At 59.3% G+C, this 19274-nt stretch carries 17 protein-coding genes; 10 read left to right on the forward strand and 7 right to left on the reverse strand.

Going from position 1 to position 19274, the window contains the following annotated elements; genetic code table 11:
* Nucleotides 1-192: 192 nt before the first annotated feature.
* The 4 genes from SH292x_RS18345 to SH292x_RS18360 form a co-directional block, all read right to left on the reverse strand.
* Complete coding sequence (locus SH292x_RS18345; protein WP_442482473.1) at nucleotides 193-5409, reverse strand: PAS domain S-box protein; 5217 nt, start codon at nucleotides 5407-5409, stop codon at nucleotides 193-195.
* A 228-nt stretch (nucleotides 5410-5637) separates the two neighbouring features.
* Nucleotides 5638-6216, reverse strand: a complete 579-nt coding sequence (locus SH292x_RS18350) for a PRC-barrel domain-containing protein (RefSeq protein ID WP_442482474.1) — start codon at nucleotides 6214-6216, stop codon at nucleotides 5638-5640.
* Nucleotides 6217-6286: 70 nt separating this feature from the next.
* Nucleotides 6287-6493 (reverse strand): CsbD family protein, encoded by a 207-nt coding sequence (locus tag SH292x_RS18355; RefSeq protein ID WP_442482475.1) that lies wholly within the window; start codon nucleotides 6491-6493, stop codon nucleotides 6287-6289.
* Between the two features lie 82 nt (nucleotides 6494-6575).
* Nucleotides 6576-6833 (reverse strand): BON domain-containing protein, encoded by a 258-nt coding sequence (locus tag SH292x_RS18360; protein WP_442482476.1) that lies wholly within the window; start codon nucleotides 6831-6833, stop codon nucleotides 6576-6578.
* Between the two features lie 329 nt (nucleotides 6834-7162).
* On the opposite strand from SH292x_RS18360, the gene SH292x_RS18365 reads away from it, so the two are divergent.
* Both SH292x_RS18365 and SH292x_RS18370 read left to right on the forward strand, forming a co-directional pair.
* Nucleotides 7163-8563, forward strand: coding sequence for a DUF2254 domain-containing protein (locus SH292x_RS18365; RefSeq protein WP_442482477.1), 1401 nt, complete (start codon nucleotides 7163-7165; stop codon nucleotides 8561-8563).
* Between the two features lie 11 nt (nucleotides 8564-8574).
* Complete coding sequence (locus tag SH292x_RS18370) at nucleotides 8575-11418, forward strand: response regulator (protein WP_442482478.1); 2844 nt, start codon at nucleotides 8575-8577, stop codon at nucleotides 11416-11418.
* A gap of 394 nt (nucleotides 11419-11812) precedes the next feature.
* On the opposite strand, the gene SH292x_RS18375 is transcribed toward SH292x_RS18370, so the two are convergent.
* Nucleotides 11813-13324, reverse strand: coding sequence for a sigma-54-dependent transcriptional regulator (locus SH292x_RS18375; protein WP_442482479.1), 1512 nt, complete (start codon nucleotides 13322-13324; stop codon nucleotides 11813-11815).
* Nucleotides 13325-13649: 325 nt separating this feature from the next.
* On the opposite strand from SH292x_RS18375, the gene SH292x_RS18380 reads away from it, so the two are divergent.
* From SH292x_RS18380 to SH292x_RS18390, 3 genes are all read left to right on the forward strand, one after another.
* Entirely contained in the window at nucleotides 13650-13832 is a 183-nt protein-coding gene (locus SH292x_RS18380; RefSeq protein ID WP_442482480.1) for a hypothetical protein, read from the forward strand.
* Between the two features lie 226 nt (nucleotides 13833-14058).
* Nucleotides 14059-14229 carry a DUF1328 domain-containing protein gene (locus tag SH292x_RS18385; protein ID WP_442482481.1) on the forward strand — a complete coding sequence of 57 codons (171 nt, stop codon included), beginning with the start codon at nucleotides 14059-14061 and terminating at the stop codon, nucleotides 14227-14229.
* 158 nt (nucleotides 14230-14387) lie between these two features.
* A complete protein-coding gene (locus SH292x_RS18390) occupies nucleotides 14388-14870 on the forward strand; it encodes a PA2169 family four-helix-bundle protein (protein WP_442482482.1) in 483 nt (160 codons plus the stop codon).
* A 54-nt stretch (nucleotides 14871-14924) separates the two neighbouring features.
* Here the strand turns inward: SH292x_RS18390 and SH292x_RS18395 are convergent, their stop codons facing one another.
* Complete coding sequence (locus tag SH292x_RS18395) at nucleotides 14925-15803, reverse strand: YihY/virulence factor BrkB family protein (RefSeq protein WP_442482483.1); 879 nt, start codon at nucleotides 15801-15803, stop codon at nucleotides 14925-14927.
* A 48-nt stretch (nucleotides 15804-15851) separates the two neighbouring features.
* A complete protein-coding gene (locus tag SH292x_RS18400) occupies nucleotides 15852-17015 on the reverse strand; it encodes an AI-2E family transporter (protein ID WP_442482484.1) in 1164 nt (387 codons plus the stop codon).
* A gap of 328 nt (nucleotides 17016-17343) precedes the next feature.
* Between SH292x_RS18400 and SH292x_RS18405 the strand changes: the two genes are divergently transcribed.
* From SH292x_RS18405 to SH292x_RS18425, 5 genes are read left to right on the forward strand one after another with little or no spacing between them, the layout of a single operon-like run.
* Entirely contained in the window at nucleotides 17344-17766 is a 423-nt protein-coding gene (locus SH292x_RS18405; RefSeq protein WP_442482485.1) for a CsbD family protein, read from the forward strand.
* 47 nt (nucleotides 17767-17813) lie between these two features.
* Entirely contained in the window at nucleotides 17814-18092 is a 279-nt protein-coding gene (locus tag SH292x_RS18410) for a hypothetical protein (protein WP_442482486.1), read from the forward strand.
* 5 nt (nucleotides 18093-18097) lie between these two features.
* A complete protein-coding gene (locus SH292x_RS18415; RefSeq protein ID WP_442482487.1) occupies nucleotides 18098-18574 on the forward strand; it encodes a hypothetical protein in 477 nt (158 codons plus the stop codon).
* A gap of 13 nt (nucleotides 18575-18587) precedes the next feature.
* Nucleotides 18588-18803 carry a hypothetical protein gene (locus SH292x_RS18420; protein WP_442482488.1) on the forward strand — a complete coding sequence of 72 codons (216 nt, stop codon included), beginning with the start codon at nucleotides 18588-18590 and terminating at the stop codon, nucleotides 18801-18803.
* 23 nt (nucleotides 18804-18826) lie between these two features.
* Complete coding sequence (locus SH292x_RS18425) at nucleotides 18827-19270, forward strand: phage holin family protein (protein ID WP_442482489.1); 444 nt, start codon at nucleotides 18827-18829, stop codon at nucleotides 19268-19270.
* Nucleotides 19271-19274 lie beyond the last annotated feature (4 nt).

Here is a 19274-nt window from a genome sequence, read left to right on the forward strand (position 1 = left end):
CGCACAACGCAGAGGCTCATCGCACAACTATACCTAATCGCAGGGCGTCGCAGCTAGTCGCGGGCAATTCCCAGGGCGCAAGTTGTTTATGGGCAGCGGATTAGGACGAATATAACGGTAGAGCCGGAACTGGAGAGTTAGTATGGCGACGACGGCGAAAAATGGCAGACTGGGCAAACGAGGCACCTGAGGCTAACCTTCGCCGTCCAGGAACCGGGCCACCAACTGCACTAAGTCCTCGCCGTCGATTGGTTTGGTGACGTACTCGTTGCAGCCCGAACTCAGGCACGCCTGCCGCTCGCCCTCCATCGCGTCGGCCGTGAGGGCGATGATCGGCGTTTGGAAGCCTTCCTGGCGGAGTGCCCTCACGGCTTCGTGCCCGGTCATGATGGGCATTTGCATGTCCATTAGAATCAGGTCGAACGTCTCGCCCTCCTGCCGACGCCGCATCGCGGCGTCCACCGCTTGGCGACCATCTTCGGCAATGGTCACTTTCGCACCCGCCGACTCCAGGAAGTACTTCACAAACCGCCACACATCCCGGCGGTCGTCGGCCAGCAGAATATTGCCATCGAGTTGCGGTAGCGACTTGTTGCCGTTAGTCACTTCGCCATTCGTCGCGCCCGACTTCGGATGCGTTAATGTGCGAAGCTGACGGTCTTCGATCGGAAGCGACAGCGTAAAGCAACTTCCCTTGCCCTCCGTACTCTCGACACGGATCTCTCCTCCCATGGAGTCGGCAAGCCGTTTGCTGATGCTCAGGCCCAGGCCTGTGCCACCATAGCGATTGGACGTGTTCTGCGAGGCTTGTGTAAACGGCTCGAACAGCTTCGACTGTTGCTCTTCCGTCATACCGATACCCGTGTCCGACACGGCGAACTCGAGTCGAGGACCAGTTCCATTGTCGTGGCGAACGACCGAAGTGGTCACACGCACTTCGCCGTGATCGGTGAACTTGATCGCGTTGCTGATCAGGTTCACCAGCACTTGGCGAATCCGAATCTTGTCGCCCGTGATCTGACGCGGGAGCTCACTGGGGTAGTGAAAATAAAGCGGAATGCCCTCGGCCCGCGCTCGCATGCCCATCAGCGTCTTGATGTCGCCAAGCAGTTCGACCACGTCCACTTGCTCGCGCTCAACACGAAGCTTGCCAGCCTCGATCTTCGACAGGTCGAGAATATCGCTCAGCAAAGCGAGCAAGAACTCGCCATTGCGTTTGATCGTGGCGACTTTCTCTAGGATCTTGGGGTCTTCGAGTTCGAGCTGCAAAATATCCGCGAAGCCCAGCATGGCGGTGATCGGCGTGCGGAGCTCGTGGCTCATATTCGCCAGGAACGCCGACTTTGCCTCACTCGCCTGCTCGGCGATGCGATTGGCCTGTTCTAGTTGCTTGCGGCCTTCGATCTGTGCGGTGACATCGCGGTTAATCTCCAAGACGTGCCGGCGTCCGTCGGGCAGCCTCAACAATTGATGCCGCGACGAGACTACCACGTGCTTGCCCGCTCGCGTGGTGTGCTCCAGGTTGCCGATCCACTCCCCCCGCTCCGACAATGCCTTGGCAATCTCGTCCCACTCAGTCAGGTGGATGGTCGAGAGCAAGGTATTCACCGGCTGCCCAATCGCCTCCTCGGCCGAGAACCCATAGAGCTTCGTCGCCCCGGCGTTCCACGACACGATGTCGCCATCGAGCTCCCACACGATGATCGCGTCGTGCGAGGCATTGATCATCTGCCCCATGTGTTCGAGCCGGCTGGTAAGCGCGATTCGCTCCGTAATGTCCTGGAACGAAATCACGGCTCCTTCGAACTGCCCGCGATTCACCAGCGGGCTGCTCCAGTACTCGACGCGGACCGGCTTGCCATCTTTCCGCCAGAATGTTTCACTCGCATCGAACGTGGCTTGATGACGATTGGCTGCGCTGGAAAGGTCGCAGTCGTCGCCACACATCCGCACGCCATTCGCATAGTGGATCACTTCGTGCATGTTGCGACCCACCAGGCCTTCGGTGGAACCGTAGCCCAACAGTTTGGCAGCCGAGGCGTTGCAGAACGTGCAGTTGCCTTCGTGGTCGATGCCAAAAATGCCTTCGGCTGCGGTATTGAGGATCGCCTGCGTCCGCTCCGAATCGTACCGTGCGTTCGCCTCGGATTCGACACGATTGGTCACGTCGTGCTGGATACCCACGAACGCAATCAACCGGCCTTGCCGGTCCTGCACCGGCGTGATCTGCAGGTCGTTCCAGAACGGCGTGCCATCCTTGCGATAGTTCAAGATGGTCTCGCGAATGGGCTTACCCCCGGCGATCGCCTCGCGGATCCGGCGAATGCATGCCTCGTCCGTACTCGGGCCCTGCAGCATCCGGCAGTTCTTCCCCATGATCTCGTCGGCTGTGTAACCCGACAGCGTTTCGAAGCCCGGATTTACGAACGTAACGGGGTTATCTTCCTGGGTTGCATCCGAGATGAGAATGCCGTTCTGCGCCGACTCGATGGCCAGCTGCTGCACTCGCATCTCCTGCTCGGCATCGCGGCGCGAGGTAACGTCGCGGGCATTGAGATAGACGAACCGCGAGCCACGGAACTTCACGACCGACGCGCTGATCTCCACCGGCAGCAGCGTGCCATCGGCTCGCCGCCACTCCGACTCGAACAGCGGCTGGCGGAGCGGTGTATCGGTACGTGCGAAGTACTGAAGCACGCCGCCGTCGCCACCCGCCTCGATGTCGGCAACCGGTTTGCCCTTGAGGTCGCGGCTTGAGTAGCCAAGCCATTTGCACATCGAAGGGTTCACGTACGCCAGCCGGCCCGTCGGGTCGACCAGCGCCTGGGCATCAAACGCCTCTTCGGCCATGAAGCGAAAGCGTTCGAGTTCCGACTGTGCCTTCATCAACGAGCTGATGTCGATCAACGTCATCACGACGCCATGCACGTTGCTCCCCGATCGGTAGGGAAGCACACGCAGCAAGAACGGCGTACCCGTCCGATCTTCGACGTTCAGCTCGCGCTCCTCCTGCTCTTGGAGCACCGTCCGCAGTACGTCAATCACACCCTCATCGGCAAGATAATGCAGGAAGCCCTCGATCGACCTTCCCACGTCTTGCGGACCCAGGTGGAAAATCTTCGCTACCTCCGGCGTGTAGCGGCGAATGAACATCTCGTCGTCGAGAAACACCACACCCACACGCGTCGTCGCGAGCAGGTTGTCCATGTCGTCGTTCGCCTCGGCGAGCTCTTCGACTCGACGCTGATGCTCGGCGTTGACGGTGTAGAGTTCCTCGTTGACCGAATGCAGCTCTTCATTGGTGCTTTGGAGTTCTTCGTTCGAAGCTACGAGCTCCTCGTTCGTGGCGTGTAGTTCTTCGTTCGAGGTTTCCATCTCCTCGATGGTCGCCTGCAAATTCTCCTGGGTGTATCGCAGTTCCGACTCCAGGGTCGAAACGCGCTCGCGGGACGAGGGATCGACGCTGACTTCGGACACTTCGGCAGTGTGCGGCTTCGCTTGCCCGACGGATTCTAGCTCCACCAATAAACTTACGGCCTTGGTCGCCGGGTCGGTAATGGGCTCGATGCTAATGTTGAACTTTTCGACCCCGTCGTCGTTGGGTATCTGCAAGCCCGTGTACTTCACGACGTCGTGCTTCTGCAAAGCGTGCTGTAGCGCCCCCGTGAGGGCAAGCTTCAACGGTTCGACCACCGACTGCAACAGTTGAGTGCTTGGCCGGCCTCCGCGAAGCTGCATGAATCGCTCGGCTCCGCCGAAAATGTGCAGGATTTCAAACTCGCTGCTCACCAAGAAGCTCGGAGGCATCTTCCGGTCGAGCAGCCGGTCGTAGGTCCCCAGCAACGATGCATCGATGCGTGGCGTCCGCGCGAGCGCCGGATTGATCGAAGCACGGGGCAACGTTTCCGTCGAGCCAAGCAGCGGCATGCGGACATCGATCGGCAAACGAACATCACGTCGCTTGCGGTACACTCGCCACCGCTTATCGAGCGTGTCGAACTCGTCGCTCCAATCGCCAGGCGACTCGCTGGGACCCAAAAACAACGTCGCACCAGGTTTTAGGGCAAAGTGAAACAGTGCCAGCGCCTTCTTCTGAGCGCTGGGCTGCAAGTAGATGAGCAGATTGCGACAAGTCACCAAGTCCATTTGCGTGAACGGGGCGTCGCTAATAACGTTGTGCGGCGCAAACACGATCATTTGCCGTAGCTCGCGGGTCACATGGTAACCATCGCGCTGTTTGCGGAAATATCGTTCGCGACGCTCGTCCGATAGTTCGTTGAGCGTCTCCTCAGGAAACACGCCACGGGCCGCGGCGTGCAGCGACACATGGTGGGCGTCGGTCGCGAAGATCTTGAATTCCCGCTGGACACCTCGCTTGCGAACGGCTTCGTCCATCAAGATGGCGAGCGAGTAGGCCTCCTCCCCCGACGCGCATCCGGCAACCCACACCCGTATAGGCTGCTTGATGTCGTGCTTTTCGAGCAACGCGGGAATCACCTGCCGCTCCAGGACCTCGAACGCCTCGGGATCGCGGAAGAACTTCGTCACGCCAATCAACAGGTCCTTATACAGATCGTTGAGCTCAGCCGAGTCAGTTTCGACGAGTTCCAGGTACGCTTCCATGCTGGGAAGCTTCAGCAAGTCGATGCGCCGCTGAAGCCGCCGCCCAACGGTGGTCGACTTGTAGTGCGAGAAATCGATTCCATGCTGCTGGTGGAGGAGCTGAAAGATACGCTCGAGCCCCACCTCGGCGGCCGGCACAAATTGCTTTTCCAGCGAACTCGCGTTGAAACCTTGGCGTGCGCAGTTCACCAGCGACTCGGCGATCGCCTTGGGAGGCAGCACGGCACTCGCTACGCCGGTGGCCTGCGCGTTGAGCGGCATGCCATCGAACTTGGCGCTTCGGTCGTCCTGCACCAGTACCAAACCTCCTGCCTCGTGAATCGCTCGCACGCCGCGCGAACCATCGCTCCCCGTCCCCGACAGCACCACACCGACCGCTCGCGGACCAGCATCATCGGCTAGCGAACGGAAGAACTGGTCGATCGGATGGAAGAAGGCGCGATCTTTCCCTTTCTCGGTAATGAGCAATCGCCCATCGGCCATCACCATTTCCATCTTCGGTGGGATCAAATAGACCGAGTTCGGAGCCACCACCATGTCGTTCTCAACACGGTGAATCGCCATCCGTGTGTGGCGGGCGAGAAGCTCTTCCATGTGGCTCTTGAAGTCCGGCGACAGGTGCTGGATGACCACGAAGGCCATGCCGGTGTCGCTAGGCAATGCACCGAAGAACTCCTCCAGCGCCTCGAGACCCCCAGCGGATGCGCCCACAGCGACCACATGCAACTCGCGCGGGGGCGCGGCATCGGCGGAATTTTCAGAAGTTGGTGTCGCAGTATCGGCCATTGAAGTTCAACGACGGGAAAAGCAATAGGACTTGTTTTTCAACTGGTGCACCGCCCGATATTGTAGCCAGCTACCCGTGCTGCGGCGACGGATTTCCTCATTACAGGGGCATCGATAGCCCCGGGCGATCCGCTACGTCGGACGTTTAAAAAAGCAGCCGCCGCGAACACGCAGGGTGGGTTCGCGACGGCGGGCTTTACCAAATTGTGTGCACCAAGAACCAACCCCTTATTGGCGGTTGATGTTTACGTTCACTCGCGGACGACCCTCAGGGTTGTTCATCCGCGACTGGCGGTCGACTCCATAACGCTTATCGAGCTGGTCGGTAAACGACTTGTCGCCGAAGTTGGGCCAGTTGTCCTCGTCGAAGCCCTGGGCGTTCTCGAGCGTCTGCTCGTTGACGTTCAGCACCAAGATGACCTCATCGGCATCGTCCGGGTCCGACTGGGTAGTGAAGGCTTCGAACGGAACGGCGAACAGCTTGTCGCCCATACCCAGGAAACCACCGTAGGTCACAGCAGCATAGCGAATCTTGCCAGTGCGAGGATCGAGCACCAGATCATTGATCTCGGCGACCGATTCGCCCTGAGCGTCATGCACCGCCATGCCAATCATTTGGCTGGCACGGACGGTTGCACCCGAGGTCACCGAGTCGATCTGACCCAGGTTACCGGTATTCGGCTTCTGGACTTCACGCTCTACCGGACCGGCGGGCGGAAGCACAGGATTGACTTGCGCGCTCGCGACACTGAATAGTCCAGCGGCAACAGTAGCACAAACGAAAGTGGTGAATTTGGATCGTAACATGATTGGGTTCCTACCTATGGAATGAGTTGTGAGAAACGGCGTGTTGTGCGAAGGAAATTAAACGGCGGCGTCAGCAACTGCTGCAGCTACCGGCGAACTTCTCGACTTCCTTCTCCGCCTCTTCCTTCGCGTAGCCGTAACGCTCCTGGAGCTTGCCGGCGAGTTGTTCGCGGTGACCATCGATCACGTCGAGGTCGTCGTCAGTCAGCTTGCCCCACTGCTGTTGGGCCTTGCCGCGAAATTGCTTCCATTTGCCTTCGATTTGATCCCAGTTCATGGCATCAACATCCTTCCGTTTAATTCTCAGCCTTACATTCCTCTGCGGGGCGATAAGAAAAGTTGTGGGGTGGCGAGTTCGTTCAGCCACCTTGGGGCAGCGCTTGGACAGCGCTATTCGACATGGGTGCCGGCACCGTGATCCGATTGTCGACGTAGGCAACCTGCGGCAACGACATTGCAATGGTCTGCGCCACTTGCTTCAGATGATACGTTGGCAATTCGCCGGTTAGCACCAACGTACTACGGTCCACATGACAATCGACTTTGTCGAGTTGCGTGTAGCCATAACGTCGGTAGGCCGACCTGACGAGCGATTCGATCATCGTTTGGCGAGACATGGAATATGCAATTCAGCGAGGGGTTACACATCGGCAGGGAGCAGCGGGGCGGAGTTCCCTGTTGCACCGAGAGAATGGGAATTGCAAACAGCGTGCCGACAATCGCTGACTAGCAATTTGTGGCGTAGAAGCTACGTAAACCGGAGAAACAACCTCGGGCGTCCGGGCAACTGTGGTAGTTTAGGAACCATCTCGGATGTCCGCCGTGCAACCAGACGCGAAGGTCCCGCCAACGAGGGGAGCTCTACGGCCGAACTAGGGGCGGCACACAAGTTGCATCCTGCTATTGATTCCCCTGTACCCGCCTCAGGAAAACCGCCCATCCACCAATGCGCACCCGGCTAGTCACCCTTTGGGACACGTTCCGAACCGGATTCTGGTTCTTTCCTTCCCTATTGATCCTGGCTGCGGTCATGTTGGCAGTGATGGTTCCCATTGCCGACCAGCATCTGTCGGACTCGATTCCCGATTGGATGAAATCGACGGGCACCTCGGCACGCAGCACTTTGGCGTCGCTCGCCAGTGCCATGTTCACCGTAGCTGGAGTTGTGTTCTCGGTGACGGTCGTCACGTTCTCGCTCACCTCTTCGCAGTTCGGTCCCCGCCTGCTGCGAAATTTTTTGGAGCAAAGCGTAACGCAAGTCACCCTGGGTGTTTGCCTCGCAGCGAGCCTTTACTGCTTGCTTTTGCTGTGGCAAGTGGCGGAAGTCGACGGCGAAACGGTGGTCCCTCACATCGGCGTGCTGTTGGCGACTGTGTTTGCGATGACTACCCTTTTTGCGGTGGTCTACTTCATCCACCGTGTTGCCCACTCCGTACAATCCATGAACGTGGTAACCGACGTGGCCAAAGACCTCGACTCTGCCATCGAACGCATCTTTCCAGCAAAAGAGGATGCGGCCTGCGCGATCGGGCCGGAGGAATTGGAATCGATTCGCAACCGATTCGAGAACCTCGAGTGTGACTCGATCCCCGCTACGAAGGACGGCTACCTCCAGGCCGTTAGCATTCAGCCTCTCTCAGAGATTGCCGAACAACATGGGCTCTATGTCCTGCTCGTCGCGCGTCCTGGCGACTTCGTGGTACGCGGTCTGCCGCTTGCCAAGTTCGTTAAAAGCGGTGAGGGCGATGCGAAACACGACGACGACTTTGCCAAACGGCTCTCCACGCTGTTTCTGATTGGTAACATCCGCACCCCACGCCAGGACGTGGAATGCGCCATCAACGAACTCGCGGAACTTGCCGTGCGAGCACTATCGCCGGGCATTAACGATCCGTTCACCGCAATGGCCAGCGTCGACCGCCTGACGGCTGCGTATTGCCGCTTGGCCGATCGGGATGTGAGCTGTGCCATTCCGCTTATCAAAGGCGAACAAGAACAACTGAGAATCGCTGGCCCTTCGACGTCGTTCGACAGCCTGCTTCACGCGGGATTTGACCAGATACGACAATACGGGGCGGGAAGCGTTGCCGTTTCCATCCGACTTTTGGAATCGCTCGCACGAATCGCAAAGGCTGGCCCCGATGAAGAGACTTTACGAGCGATTCGTCATCACGCCGAAATGATCGTGGAAGGTTGTGAAAAACAGGTCAGTTGCCAAGCCGACCTCGATGACATCCGCGAACGGTACCTGCGAGTTGTCGATGCGACGCAACTCGCGAGTAACGAGCCCCCAAGAACACCTTTAGAGAGATCCGACACCAACCATTCTGCCACTCTAACCCTCTAACAAGTGACACCATGCCCGACCCCGCGGAACAGAACGATCCGGCACTCGTCGTTGCCGGCCGCGCGATTCGCGACCACTCGTACGCCATCGTCGAACGATGGCTCGACCGCGTGGAGCGTACGCCATTGGGGGCGAGCGACCATCGGCATCACTTGCGCGACCATCTGCCCCAGTTGCTCGATCGCATCGGTACCGACCTCATGCAGGGTCAGACGGTGACCAGCGAAGCCTCGGAGGAAATGGCCGAAAAGCACGGCCGGCAGCGGTGGCAACTCGGCTGGAGCCTGCAAGACGTCGTCCGCGACTACCAAACCCTCCGGCCCGTCATTATGGAGTACCTGCTGTCGAACGCCGACATCGATATGACCCCGGCAATTCAGGCTCGTATTGCCAGTCTCATTGACGAGTCGATCGTCGACTCGGTACGGAGCTTTGTCGAATTCCAAGAGAACGTCGAGAACGCCTCGTACCGCACGGCGTCGGAGTTCGCTGCGATCATCTCGTCGTCGGCCGATGCCATCATCAGCATGAACGTCGACGGCACGATTCAAAGCTGGAACCATGCCGCTGAGAAGATTTACGGCTATTCGGTCGAGGAAGCGATCGGTCAGTCCGGCAGCATCGTTTACCCGCCAGACCTTAGGCACGAGTTCGACACGCTGCTCGAGACGATCCGCGAGGGAGGTTCTATCCAATCCACCGACACCGAGCGGGTCACCAAGAAGGGCGAGCGGGTGGCGCTCGCTGTTTCGGCTTCCCCCATTCGCAATCGCGCCGGCGACGTGGTGGGTTGTTCGTCGATAGCTCACGATATCTCCGATCGCGTCCGCGCCGCCGACGCGCTCAAGCGTGCCCTCGAAGCGGCCGAAGCGGCCAGCCGAACCAAGAACCAGTTCCTGGCCAACGTTAGCCACGAGCTTCGCTCGCCGATGAATGCGATCCTCGGTATGACCTCGCTGGCGCTCGACGAAGAGCTCACGCCTGGAGTTCGCGATAGTTTGCTGACGGCCCGCGAAGCGGTGACGCAACTCAATCAATTGGTCGACGATTTGCTCGACGTGTCGAAGCTCGAAGCGGGCAAGTTCACGCTCGAAGACGGCCCCTTCAGTCTGCGGCGTTCCCTGGAAGATACCATGCGCCAGGCAAGCTTGCGGGCATACCAAAAAGGGATCGAAATCGCCTGCCACATCGATAACGATGTGCCGGACGCGCTGATCGGTGACGCCTTACGGTTGCAGCAAATCCTGAACAACCTAGTGAGCAACGCCGTGAAGTTCACCGAGCAAGGCGAGGTGCTGGTGGAAGTTGGCCTGGTCGACGCCGAGGCTGAGGAGTGTGCCATTGCCTTCCGCGTCAGCGACACTGGCATCGGCATCGCCGATAGCGATAAAGAACGCATCTTCGCACCCTTCGCGCAAGCCGACGCCTCGTCCACCCGGCAGTTCGGCGGCACGGGGCTGGGGCTGTCGATCGCGTCGCACCTCGTCGCCTGCCTTGGCGGTAACCTGGTGGTCGACAGCAAACTGGGCGACGGCAGCGTGTTTAGTTTCGTGGGTCACTTCCGCATAGCCGGCGATCCCTCGGCACCTCACGCACCGACAGGGCCGGCACGGCTGATGCAGCAGCTGCGTGCCGTGGTGGTCGACGATCACGACACCAATCGCGAAATCGTTCGCGAACTGCTCAACAATTGGGGCATCCGCTCCCGGTCGTTTGCGACGGCCCGTGAAGCCCTATCCGAAATCAAGCGCGCAATGGAATCGGGCGAGCCGTACGAGCTGGCGATTGTCGATGCTCTGATGCCCGAAAAAGACGGTTTCTCGCTGCTGGCGGACATTCAAGAGCTTGGCGGCGAGCGTCCCGCGTGTATCCTAATGATTTCCTCGAGCGATCGAATGATCCTGCGCGAGCGGTGCGAACAAGCACACTCCGACGCCTACCTGGAAAAGCCAGTTAGCCAGTCGAGCCTGTTCAACGCCATCGCCGGCATCGTGACCGCCGGGGAGATTGTGGAGCACGAGTCGAACACGTTGGGAGATCTGGCGGTGTCAGGCAAGTCGTTGTCGGTGCTGGTGGTCGAGGACACTCAGGCCAATCGCAAAGTGGTACAGCGAGTTTTAGAGAAGCGAGGGCACGCGTGCACGCTCGCCGATAACGGCCGCGAGGCGTTTGAACTCGTTCGCAACGAGAAGTACGACGTCATCTTGATGGACGTGCAGATGCCCATCATGGACGGCTTCCAGGCTACCGCGGCGATCCGCGCTTGGGAAGCGAAATCGGGCGTGCTTCCTACTCCCATCATTGCCATCACGGCCCACGCCATGCAGGGCGACCGCGACCGTTGCCTCGCCGCCGGCATGACCGACTACATCGCCAAACCGCTCGACATTCTCGAGCTCGCCCAAGTCATCGAGCGGCACGGAGCGTACAGCGTGGGGAGCGGCGATTCGCCCGCCAGTTCCGATTCTTCGAGCGCTACGGCGCGTGCATTTCGCCCTCAAACGGAGAGCTTCGATCTAGGGTCCGTCATGGCGCGTCTGCGGGGCGATCGTGGGCTGCTGGCCGATCTTGCGCAGTGCTACATCGAAGACTATCCGGACCTGTTAGAAGCTTTGAAGCAGGCCCTCGAAGCGGGCAACTACTCCGAAGCACGTCGCAACTCGCACAGCATCAAAGGCTTGGCACTGAATTTCGACGCACGCCTCACCGCCCAGATTGCCGCGGCGATGGAGCAGGACGCGCGGGATAACAACCTGCCTGCAGTCGCGGCGCGTGTCCCCGAACTGGAACAGGCGTGCGAGGTGCTCGCCGATTTGCTGAAGCCGTATACGGTGGTAGACGGGCCGCTGGAATAGTGTGGGCTTGTCGATCTAGCCGAGCCCCGGGCGGAGAATTCGGCTGGCATTTCGTGATTGGTTGTAGGAAGGCTCTGACAGTCCGGTTTTGAAACTGAGAAATTGTTTCACGTGAAACAATTCGATCCGTTTTTACGCCCCTTCCGCATTGTGAACAGACGTTCCCGCACCCTCATTGGAACATGGGCGCGAGTACTTTCAAGTCACTTTTTTTGAGAAAGTCGTAATAAGCAACGAGGGTTGGTGGCCGAACTCGCAAGAGTTCGGGACGCCAATTTTGTTACGCCCCACTCGGAGTTCTCACCCAGCGCATCGGGCTCGGAGAGCCCTCCCACAGTCTGATATGCAGCACCGTCTGAGTTGCACCAGAGTCTGATTTGCCGCACAGTTTTTACTACTGGGCGGCGGCGACGGGCTCGGTGGCTTCGTCGCTCTCCGCGTCCATGTCGTCGTTTTCGTCGAGCGTGACGACCTGCGAGATGGAGATGTTGTGTGTACGAATCTTGTTACGCAGACTGCCGCGGGTGATGCCGAGTAGGCGGGCGGCCTCGGATTGATTGCCGTCGGTCTTTTGCAGGACGCGGCTCAGCAGGTTCGTCTCCATCCAGTTCAACATGTCGGCGTACAGGTTGTCGGGGTTCGCCGCCAGGCGCTCGTCGATGAGCTTGGTGATCGACCAACCCTTGCCGCCGCTCTGTTCGCCGGACGCCGAACCACCACGCGACTTGCCGTTGAGCGAGTCGTGAATGTAGTCAGGGATGTGCAGGGCCATCAGCACCGATCCGGACGCTTGGAGCATCGCTTGCTTTAGGACGCTTTGCAGTTCGCGGACGTTACCGGGCCACTCGTACTCCATGAAAATTTGGAGCGCGTCGGGGGCGATGCCCTCGACCTCGCGATTGAGCTCGCGGTTGAGCCGGGCGAGGAAGTGCTGGAACAGCATCACGCGATCGTCGGCCCGTTCGCGGAGCGGCGGGATGTTGATGGTGAAACCGTTGAGGCGATAGAACAGGTCGGAGCGGAACTCGCCCTCTTCGCACATCTTTTCGAGGTCGCGATTTGTCGCGGAGATGATGCGAACGTCGGTGCTGATCGTTTCGTTGCCGCCGACACGCTCGAACTTTTGTTCCTGGAGCAGACGTAGCACTTTGCTTTGCACCAGGGGCGTCATGTCGCCGACTTCGTCGAGGAAGATCGTCCCGCCCGAGCATTGTTCGAACTTACCTATGCGGCGTTCGTGGGCCCCGGTGAACGAGCCCTTCTCGTGACCGAACAGTTCGCTTTCGAGCAAAGTTTCGGAAAGTGCCGCGCAGTTCACGGCGAGGAACGGGCCTTTGGATCGGGAGCCATGTTGGAACACCGCGCGGGCGACTAGTTCTTTACCGGTACCACTCTCGCCACGTACCAACACGGGGATGTTTTGCGGGGCGACGCGACCGATAGCCTTGAATACCTCTTGCATCGCCGAGCAACGACCAACGAAGGCGTCCCCTTTTTCGTCGGGCTCGAGGATATTCCGCATGCCGACCGGCACGCTTGCCATCCGTCGCGAGGCGACGGCACGCTCAACCAGCGGTTCGAGCTTGTCGAGGTCGATCGGTTTGTGAACGTAGTCAAACGCCCCCAGCTTCATCGCTTCGATCGCGGTATCGCTGGTGCCGCTGCCGGTGATGAAGATCACTGGCAGGTGCTGATCGAACTCCCGTATCTGGGCATAAGCTTCGAGGCCCGAGCAGTCCGGCAGCACGATGTCGAGCAGCACGGCGTCGGGATGCGAAGCCCGCATCATCTCGAACGCGTCCTTGCTGTTGGTCGCGGTGAGAACTTCGAGGTCGGTGTTTTCCAGCGCTCGCTTCACCAGCAGATGAACCGAGCGATCGTCGTCGATTAAGAGTAGTTTTGCCATAGGACGCCCTGTGTAGCAAAAGCGGGGCCAGTCGCGCGAGTTCCGACCAACACCGCCAGCAAATGCAATTTAGGGACATTTCCCTACCAACATTTCTATCCTAGGCGTCTTGGGGCCGAGTCGGAAGCCGCGGTGGGTCAAAATCTGGTCGCCCGGCGACCAGCTCGGCAGACGAGCAGCCAGGCTGAGCGTGGTTTCACCCTAACTTTGGGCGGCGAAACTGCTGCCATCCTTCCCACCACCCCCGGCATGCCACGTGCATTTGGCCGTCGTCGTAGGAGACCGCTCCAGGAACTCCGCCAACATCCTTTGTAGGAACTCAACTATGCTCCGCTCTCACTACTGCCCTCTCGCCTCGCTCAGCCTGATTGCCGTCCTCGGTCTAGCCTCGACCGGCTGCGAGCGGAAGGAGAAGGTCGTCGACATCGAAACCCCCGCGGGCGAAGTCGAGGTTCTGCGTGACGTCGACAATGGTGACGTCGAAGTGGATGTCTCGGAGAACCCTTAAACGCCACGTTGGAGGGACCGGCCATCTGCTCGTCGGGCTTTCACTCTGGTCCGCGCGACGCCAAATTTTGCGAAAAGTGACAGCAAAACTCAATCATTACCACTGCTTTTCGAACTATTTGAACTTTGGCATAGCGATTGCAATTCACTCCCTTCAACAACAAATCAAGTCGCCAATGCAACAACGACATTGGCGACAGACACCCTTCGCGAAAGGAAGGCATCCGATGTTAGGTTGGGCTATCACATTTCTGATTATTGCTTTGATCGCTGGCGTACTTGGCTTCGGAGGTGCCGTGACGGGCGTTGCGATGACCGCTGCGAAGATCTGCTTCTTCGTGTTCTTGGTGGTCTTCGTGATCAGCCTGATCTTCCCCCGGATCCGTCCGACGGTGTAACCGTACTCCCAACTCAGGCTTCGGCCTGTGCTTGGTAGCAATGCACCAAGGTCGAGGGTTTGGTCGGACCTCTCGGGGCGAGGCCAAACCTTCGGTCCTCGGTGCACCTTTTGACTTATCACTACAATTTGGAAACGGTGCGGGAAGGAGCTTCTGCAATGAGTATTCTGTCCCAAGAAACCACCCTTCACCTACCGGAAGAAGTTGTGACCAAAGTCTCACAACTCGCGCAGGTGAATCGCGATAGCGCCTCGGGCTTTCAAGAAGCCGCGGACGCCATTGAGGACAAAACGCTGGCCTCCGAGTTTCGGGTATGGGCGGTGGATCGCACACGACAGGCCGACGAACTCGACGCAATTGTCGAGATGAACGAAGGCGACCCGACGGACGACCGAAGCTGGTCGGCCGCTCTGCATCAAACGTGGTTGAAGTTCCGCGCAGCGATTAGCGATGGCGACGCCTACACGGTGCTCGCTGAAGCCGAACGTGGCGAGGATGTGATCAAAGAGAAATACGAAGACGTGCTGAAGGACGTTGCTGGCTCGGCGGTGACCGAAGTCATTCAACACCAGTACAGCCACGTCAAAGGCGTTCACGACCGGGTTCGCGACCTTCGCGACGCCCGCAAGAGTCGTAAGTGACCCCTAAGCGGCTTCTTTTCCCCCCCAAAGAAGCCCAGGCACGCCGACTGCTAGTCAGTCGGCGTGCCTTCTTTTTGCGCGGACCCTGAGGAAGTGGGCCTCGAGACTCTGAGTGAGTTCCGCCCCGAACAAAAAGACCAGTGCGCTGTAGTAGAGCCACGCCAGAAGTACGGCGAGCGATCCCGCCGCGCCGTACGCCGAACCAATGCCTAACTGCGAAATGAAGCCAGTTAGCACGGTCTTTCCCACCCAAAACAGTACGGCCGTTAGCAGTCCGCCACGCCAAGCGTCCCGCCAAGTCACGCGGACGTCGGGCAGGTACTTGTAGACTATCGTGAACAGCAGCCAACTGACGAGCAGGTTCGTCGTGGCGCTGGTCAGGTAGCCGGTAAAAGGGGCAATCGAAGCGGGGACCATGGGGGCGGCGAGTTCTCCGAGGCTCGCGAACGCCATCCCCAGGATTAACGAAAGCAGCAGCACGATCGCGATCACTACCACCGACGCGATGGACAACAGTCGCTTTACCAGGAAGTTGCGATTCCGCAGTCGGGTCGACTCTTCCTCGGCGTGCCAGATAGTGTTGAGCGACGCCTGGACCTGACTCACAACGCCCGAGGCGCTCAACAGCACCAGCACGATGCCCGCGATCATGCCCCAACCGGAGGTGGGTATCCGCTGGGCATGTTCGATTAGATCGGCGATCTGCTTGGAACTGATCGGGCCGACAACGTCTTCGATCTCGTTGATCATCCGCTCCTCGACTTCATCGGTCCCACCAAACGCACTGATGCGGGCGACTTGGGCGACGAAGTTTGTGGAGATCAGGATTAGTCCCGGTAGCGAGAAGATCATGTAATACGCAATCGCAGCGGCCAGCTGGCTGCATTGATGCGTCATGAAATTGACGACGGTCGAGCGGAGGATAGCAAACATACGGGGGGCGGCTTGGGGTCGCGTTCACACGCAACAGCCCCGCGAACGCTACTCGGCAAGGAACACACCGATGGGCTGCAGCGACTCGTTGCTGTCACAGGCAATCTTCGCTAGTAACAGTAAGGGGACAGCGAGAAAGATGCCACCCATCCCCCAGATCCAGCCCCCTAAGAACACGGCGAGCAGGATCACCACCGGGTTCAAGCTAATGGAGCGACCCAGCACGGTGGGCGTGACGACGTTGGCCTCGATACCGTTGCAGAGCAGGTAAATCGCGGGTGCCAGCATGGCGTGGCCCATCGTAGAAAACTCGCCAATCGCGACGATCGACACGATCAGGCTGCCAATCACCAGACCGGCGAACGGGATGTAATTCAGCAGCGCCGCCAGCACGCCCCATAGCAGGGGGTTGGGCATGCCGATGAGCCACAGGCCGGTACCAATCGCGGCGCCGAGTCCAATGTTGATGATGGTAATGGCACCCAAGTAGGTGGACATTTTATGCTCGACCTCTTTGACCAGCAGCACAATGTCGCGTTTCTCGCGCCATGTCTTTTTGATCTGCACGGCCTTTTCGAGAAAGCGATCGCCGGCGGCCAGCACGAAGAACAGCAGCGTCAGCGTGATACTCGCCGAAGTGGCAAAACTGCCGGTGGAGCTGAGCAGGCGATTGGTGAGCGGAGGTTGTTCGACTTGTACCGAGACGGGCTCCTTTTCCACGCCCTCTCCCTCCGGCAGCGAAGTCAGCTTCTCGACCTCCGACTTCGCCTTCATCAAGTGTGCCCAGGGCCCAGGGGTCGATGCAAGCTGCGCGCGGACCTTCTGAATGCTTCTGGGAGTTTGCTCAATCCAACGATTGGCGGGCTCCCACACCATACGAATCCCCAGTACGACCAAGACCGAGAATAGCAGCATCACGAGGATCGTGCTGAGGACGTTGGGTATTCCGAGTCGGCTCAGCCGCTTGGTGATCGGCTTGAGGACGAGGCTAATCACGAATGCCATCGTGATCGGCAGCAAGATCGAGCGGGCGAAGTAGAGCGTGTAGAAAATACCCAGGGCGGCCAGGATCACCAGGCATGCCTTCTCCACGTTGCGAGAAGGGACGAGCGGCGGAAGCACTGCACTCTCGTCCGACTGTGCCGAATTGGCCACCACTTGGGCGGGGTGCACATCAATTCGCAGGTGCTCCACGGCGCTGCCTGCGGACATGGAAGACGAAAAGGGCTGCGATGGAGTTGCCATGGAGGCTTTGGGTAAATGGAGTGGGTGCGAAAAGCGTTGGCGGCGCTAGAGCGAATGGTGTGCCTGCGCTAAAAGGGGGCTTGAGGCGGCCGCCAACGCCAAAATCTGGTCGCCGGGCAACCATCGTGAGCTCTCGAAGCGCATGGTGCCCCGCAGGCCTCGTCGAAAACAGCAAGTTTTCGCTTAAGTGAAACATGGCGCGCCAGTTGCATTCTCCTTAGCCCGACGGCAACCACCCCGTTTTGGTGGTGCCTCGACAACGAACCACACCTGCTAGTCGTTTAAGGAGACTACGATGGTTACGCAATCGCATATTGAAGGGGGCTGGAACGAGCTCAAGGGTAAAGTCAAAGAAGCTTGGGGCCAGGTCAGCGGCGACGAACTCCGCCAGTTCGAAGGGGACTTCCAACAACTGGTTGGCATCATTCAACGATCGACCGGCGAAGCTCGGGCGAAGATCGAACAGAAGCTGGGCGAACTCGACGCCAACTTCCAGCCCATGATGCAGCAAGTAGCGGGCACGGCTCGCGAGTACTACGACACCGCTGTGGACGCCACCACCGAGGCGGCCGAGCGGATTCGTCAGCAACTCGCCGATCGTCAAGAACAAGCCGAAGAAATGGTCCGTCGTCGTCCGGTCGAATCGGTTGTCGTGGCCCTTGGTGCAGGCTTGCTCGCAGGTCTAGTGATTGGCCTGTTGAGTGGACGCTCGCGTTAGAGTGCGTTCGCTCTCGCCCCGCTAACTTTTAGCTAAGGAGAAGAGTCATGTCTGCCACGATGGAATGTTGCGAAACCACTTCCGATCGAGCGCGCGAGATGGTGCAAGACCATCCCAAGGAGACGATGGTAGCGGCGTTCGTTACGGGCGCAGTGATCGGGCTTGCGATTGGTGCGACGCTCGCCACGTCGCTTTACGAGCCGAAGTCGGCCAGCCGCGGAATGGGCGATCGGATGTCGGACGAGATGGCCAAGCTCGGCCGTCAGATGTCGAACCTCGCCGATTCGTTGGTCCCCGATGCTTTGTCGAAAGTCTTTAGCCGGTAAGCTCCATGGCACATCAACCCCACAACCGCCTCAACGATCTCGCCGATCGCTCCGCGAATGGCACGTCGACTAACGGCAAGCACGCCGAAGACATTACCGCCGCTATGGCGCAGCTTCGGCGTGACCTTGACCGCGACGTGCGAGGTATTTCGCGGCAAGCGCATCAAGCGACGAACTGGGAGTCCTACGTGAAGAAGTTTCCGGTCGCCGCGATCGGCATCGCGGCGGTGGTGGGGTATTGCCTAGTGCCACCTCGACGCGAGCGTCAGTACGTCGCCTCGCCCGAAGTGGTGAAGCAACTTGCTAGAGAAGGCAAGCTGAATATTAACGCGGGACCTACGCCACCCGGAAGGCCTTCGATGGCCAAACAGGCGGTACTGGCGGTTGGTACGGTGGCGGCCCGCGCGCTAATGGCCTACGCCGGCAAGCGAGTGGGCGAGCTCATGTCCACCGATCAGGGCCAACCCGTGCCCGACGAATGAGAAGGCTCGACCTATGAAACACCAAGGTGCGGTGATGAACGGCATGAGAACAGAGACACAAACCTATAGCGGCGAAGTCCCAAGCGAACAGGCGCAAGCGGCGATGGACCAGCTCAAGCAACTCGGCGAAAAGGCGAGTAGCTGGGCCGGTGAGCATCCTCGATTGCTCTTGTGCTCGGGACTGCTACTTGGAGGCATTGTTGGATGGTTATTGAAACGAAAGACCTAAACCGCCGGCCAGGAGCCGCCCCGATGAAAGTTTCTCCCAAGACAGGGTCGCGCAGTCCGGCCCGTCAGTTCGCGGTCGATACGCTGCAGCTCGCCGAGTTGCAAGTGGAGCTATTGCGAACCGACATGCGTGGTGCGGCCAAGACGAGTGGCCGCGGCATTGTGATCGGCCTCGTGTCCGCGTGCTTGTTGCTCGCGGCGACGCCGGTGCTGCTATTGGCGTTCGCCGAATGGATTGTGATGGCGTTCGAGTTGCCTCACGCGGCGAGCCTAGCGGTGGTCGGCGCGGTAACCGTTGTCATTGCGGGCGTGCTGCTGTCGGTCGCCTATAGCACTTGCAAACACGCCACCTGCTATCTCAACCGATCTCGCGAAGAGTTTCTTCGCAACCTCGAGTGGTTCAAAACCACGTTGAGCACGGACTCGGAGACCGAGAGTCACGAAGCTCGCCCCAACTACCCACGTTAGATTG

Source organism: Aeoliella fuhlenseeensis, assembly GCF_052161615.1.
GTDB lineage: Bacteria > Planctomycetota > Planctomycetia > Pirellulales > Lacipirellulaceae > Aeoliella.

What these genes read in the sequence shown, in the direction of transcription:
- SH292x_RS18360 (WP_442482476.1), bottom strand. Translation starts at nt 6,833, where the DNA reads ATGTCTCGCCAAACGATGATCGAATCGCTCGTCAGGTCGGCCTACCGA.
- SH292x_RS18410 (WP_442482486.1), top strand. Translation starts at nt 17,814, where the DNA reads ATGTCTGCCACGATGGAATGTTGCGAAACCACTTCCGATCGAGCGCGC.
- SH292x_RS18350 (WP_442482474.1), bottom strand. Translation starts at nt 6,216, where the DNA reads ATGTTACGATCCAAATTCACCACTTTCGTTTGTGCTACTGTTGCCGCT.
- SH292x_RS18400 (WP_442482484.1), bottom strand. Translation starts at nt 17,015, where the DNA reads ATGTCCGCAGGCAGCGCCGTGGAGCACCTGCGAATTGATGTGCACCCC.
- SH292x_RS18370 (WP_442482478.1), top strand. Translation starts at nt 8,575, where the DNA reads ATGCCCGACCCCGCGGAACAGAACGATCCGGCACTCGTCGTTGCCGGC.
- SH292x_RS18425 (WP_442482489.1), top strand. Translation starts at nt 18,827, where the DNA reads ATGAAAGTTTCTCCCAAGACAGGGTCGCGCAGTCCGGCCCGTCAGTTC.
- SH292x_RS18365 (WP_442482477.1), top strand. Translation starts at nt 7,163, where the DNA reads ATGCGCACCCGGCTAGTCACCCTTTGGGACACGTTCCGAACCGGATTC.
- SH292x_RS18345 (WP_442482473.1), bottom strand. Translation starts at nt 5,409, where the DNA reads ATGGCCGATACTGCGACACCAACTTCTGAAAATTCCGCCGATGCCGCG.
- SH292x_RS18415 (WP_442482487.1), top strand. Translation starts at nt 18,098, where the DNA reads ATGGCACATCAACCCCACAACCGCCTCAACGATCTCGCCGATCGCTCC.
- SH292x_RS18355 (WP_442482475.1), bottom strand. Translation starts at nt 6,493, where the DNA reads ATGAACTGGGATCAAATCGAAGGCAAATGGAAGCAATTTCGCGGCAAG.
- SH292x_RS18375 (WP_442482479.1), bottom strand. Translation starts at nt 13,324, where the DNA reads ATGGCAAAACTACTCTTAATCGACGACGATCGCTCGGTTCATCTGCTG.
- SH292x_RS18405 (WP_442482485.1), top strand. Translation starts at nt 17,344, where the DNA reads ATGGTTACGCAATCGCATATTGAAGGGGGCTGGAACGAGCTCAAGGGT.
- SH292x_RS18395 (WP_442482483.1), bottom strand. Translation starts at nt 15,803, where the DNA reads ATGTTTGCTATCCTCCGCTCGACCGTCGTCAATTTCATGACGCATCAA.
- SH292x_RS18390 (WP_442482482.1), top strand. Translation starts at nt 14,388, where the DNA reads ATGAGTATTCTGTCCCAAGAAACCACCCTTCACCTACCGGAAGAAGTT.
- SH292x_RS18420 (WP_442482488.1), top strand. Translation starts at nt 18,588, where the DNA reads ATGAAACACCAAGGTGCGGTGATGAACGGCATGAGAACAGAGACACAA.
- SH292x_RS18385 (WP_442482481.1), top strand. Translation starts at nt 14,059, where the DNA reads ATGTTAGGTTGGGCTATCACATTTCTGATTATTGCTTTGATCGCTGGC.
- SH292x_RS18380 (WP_442482480.1), top strand. Translation starts at nt 13,650, where the DNA reads ATGCTCCGCTCTCACTACTGCCCTCTCGCCTCGCTCAGCCTGATTGCC.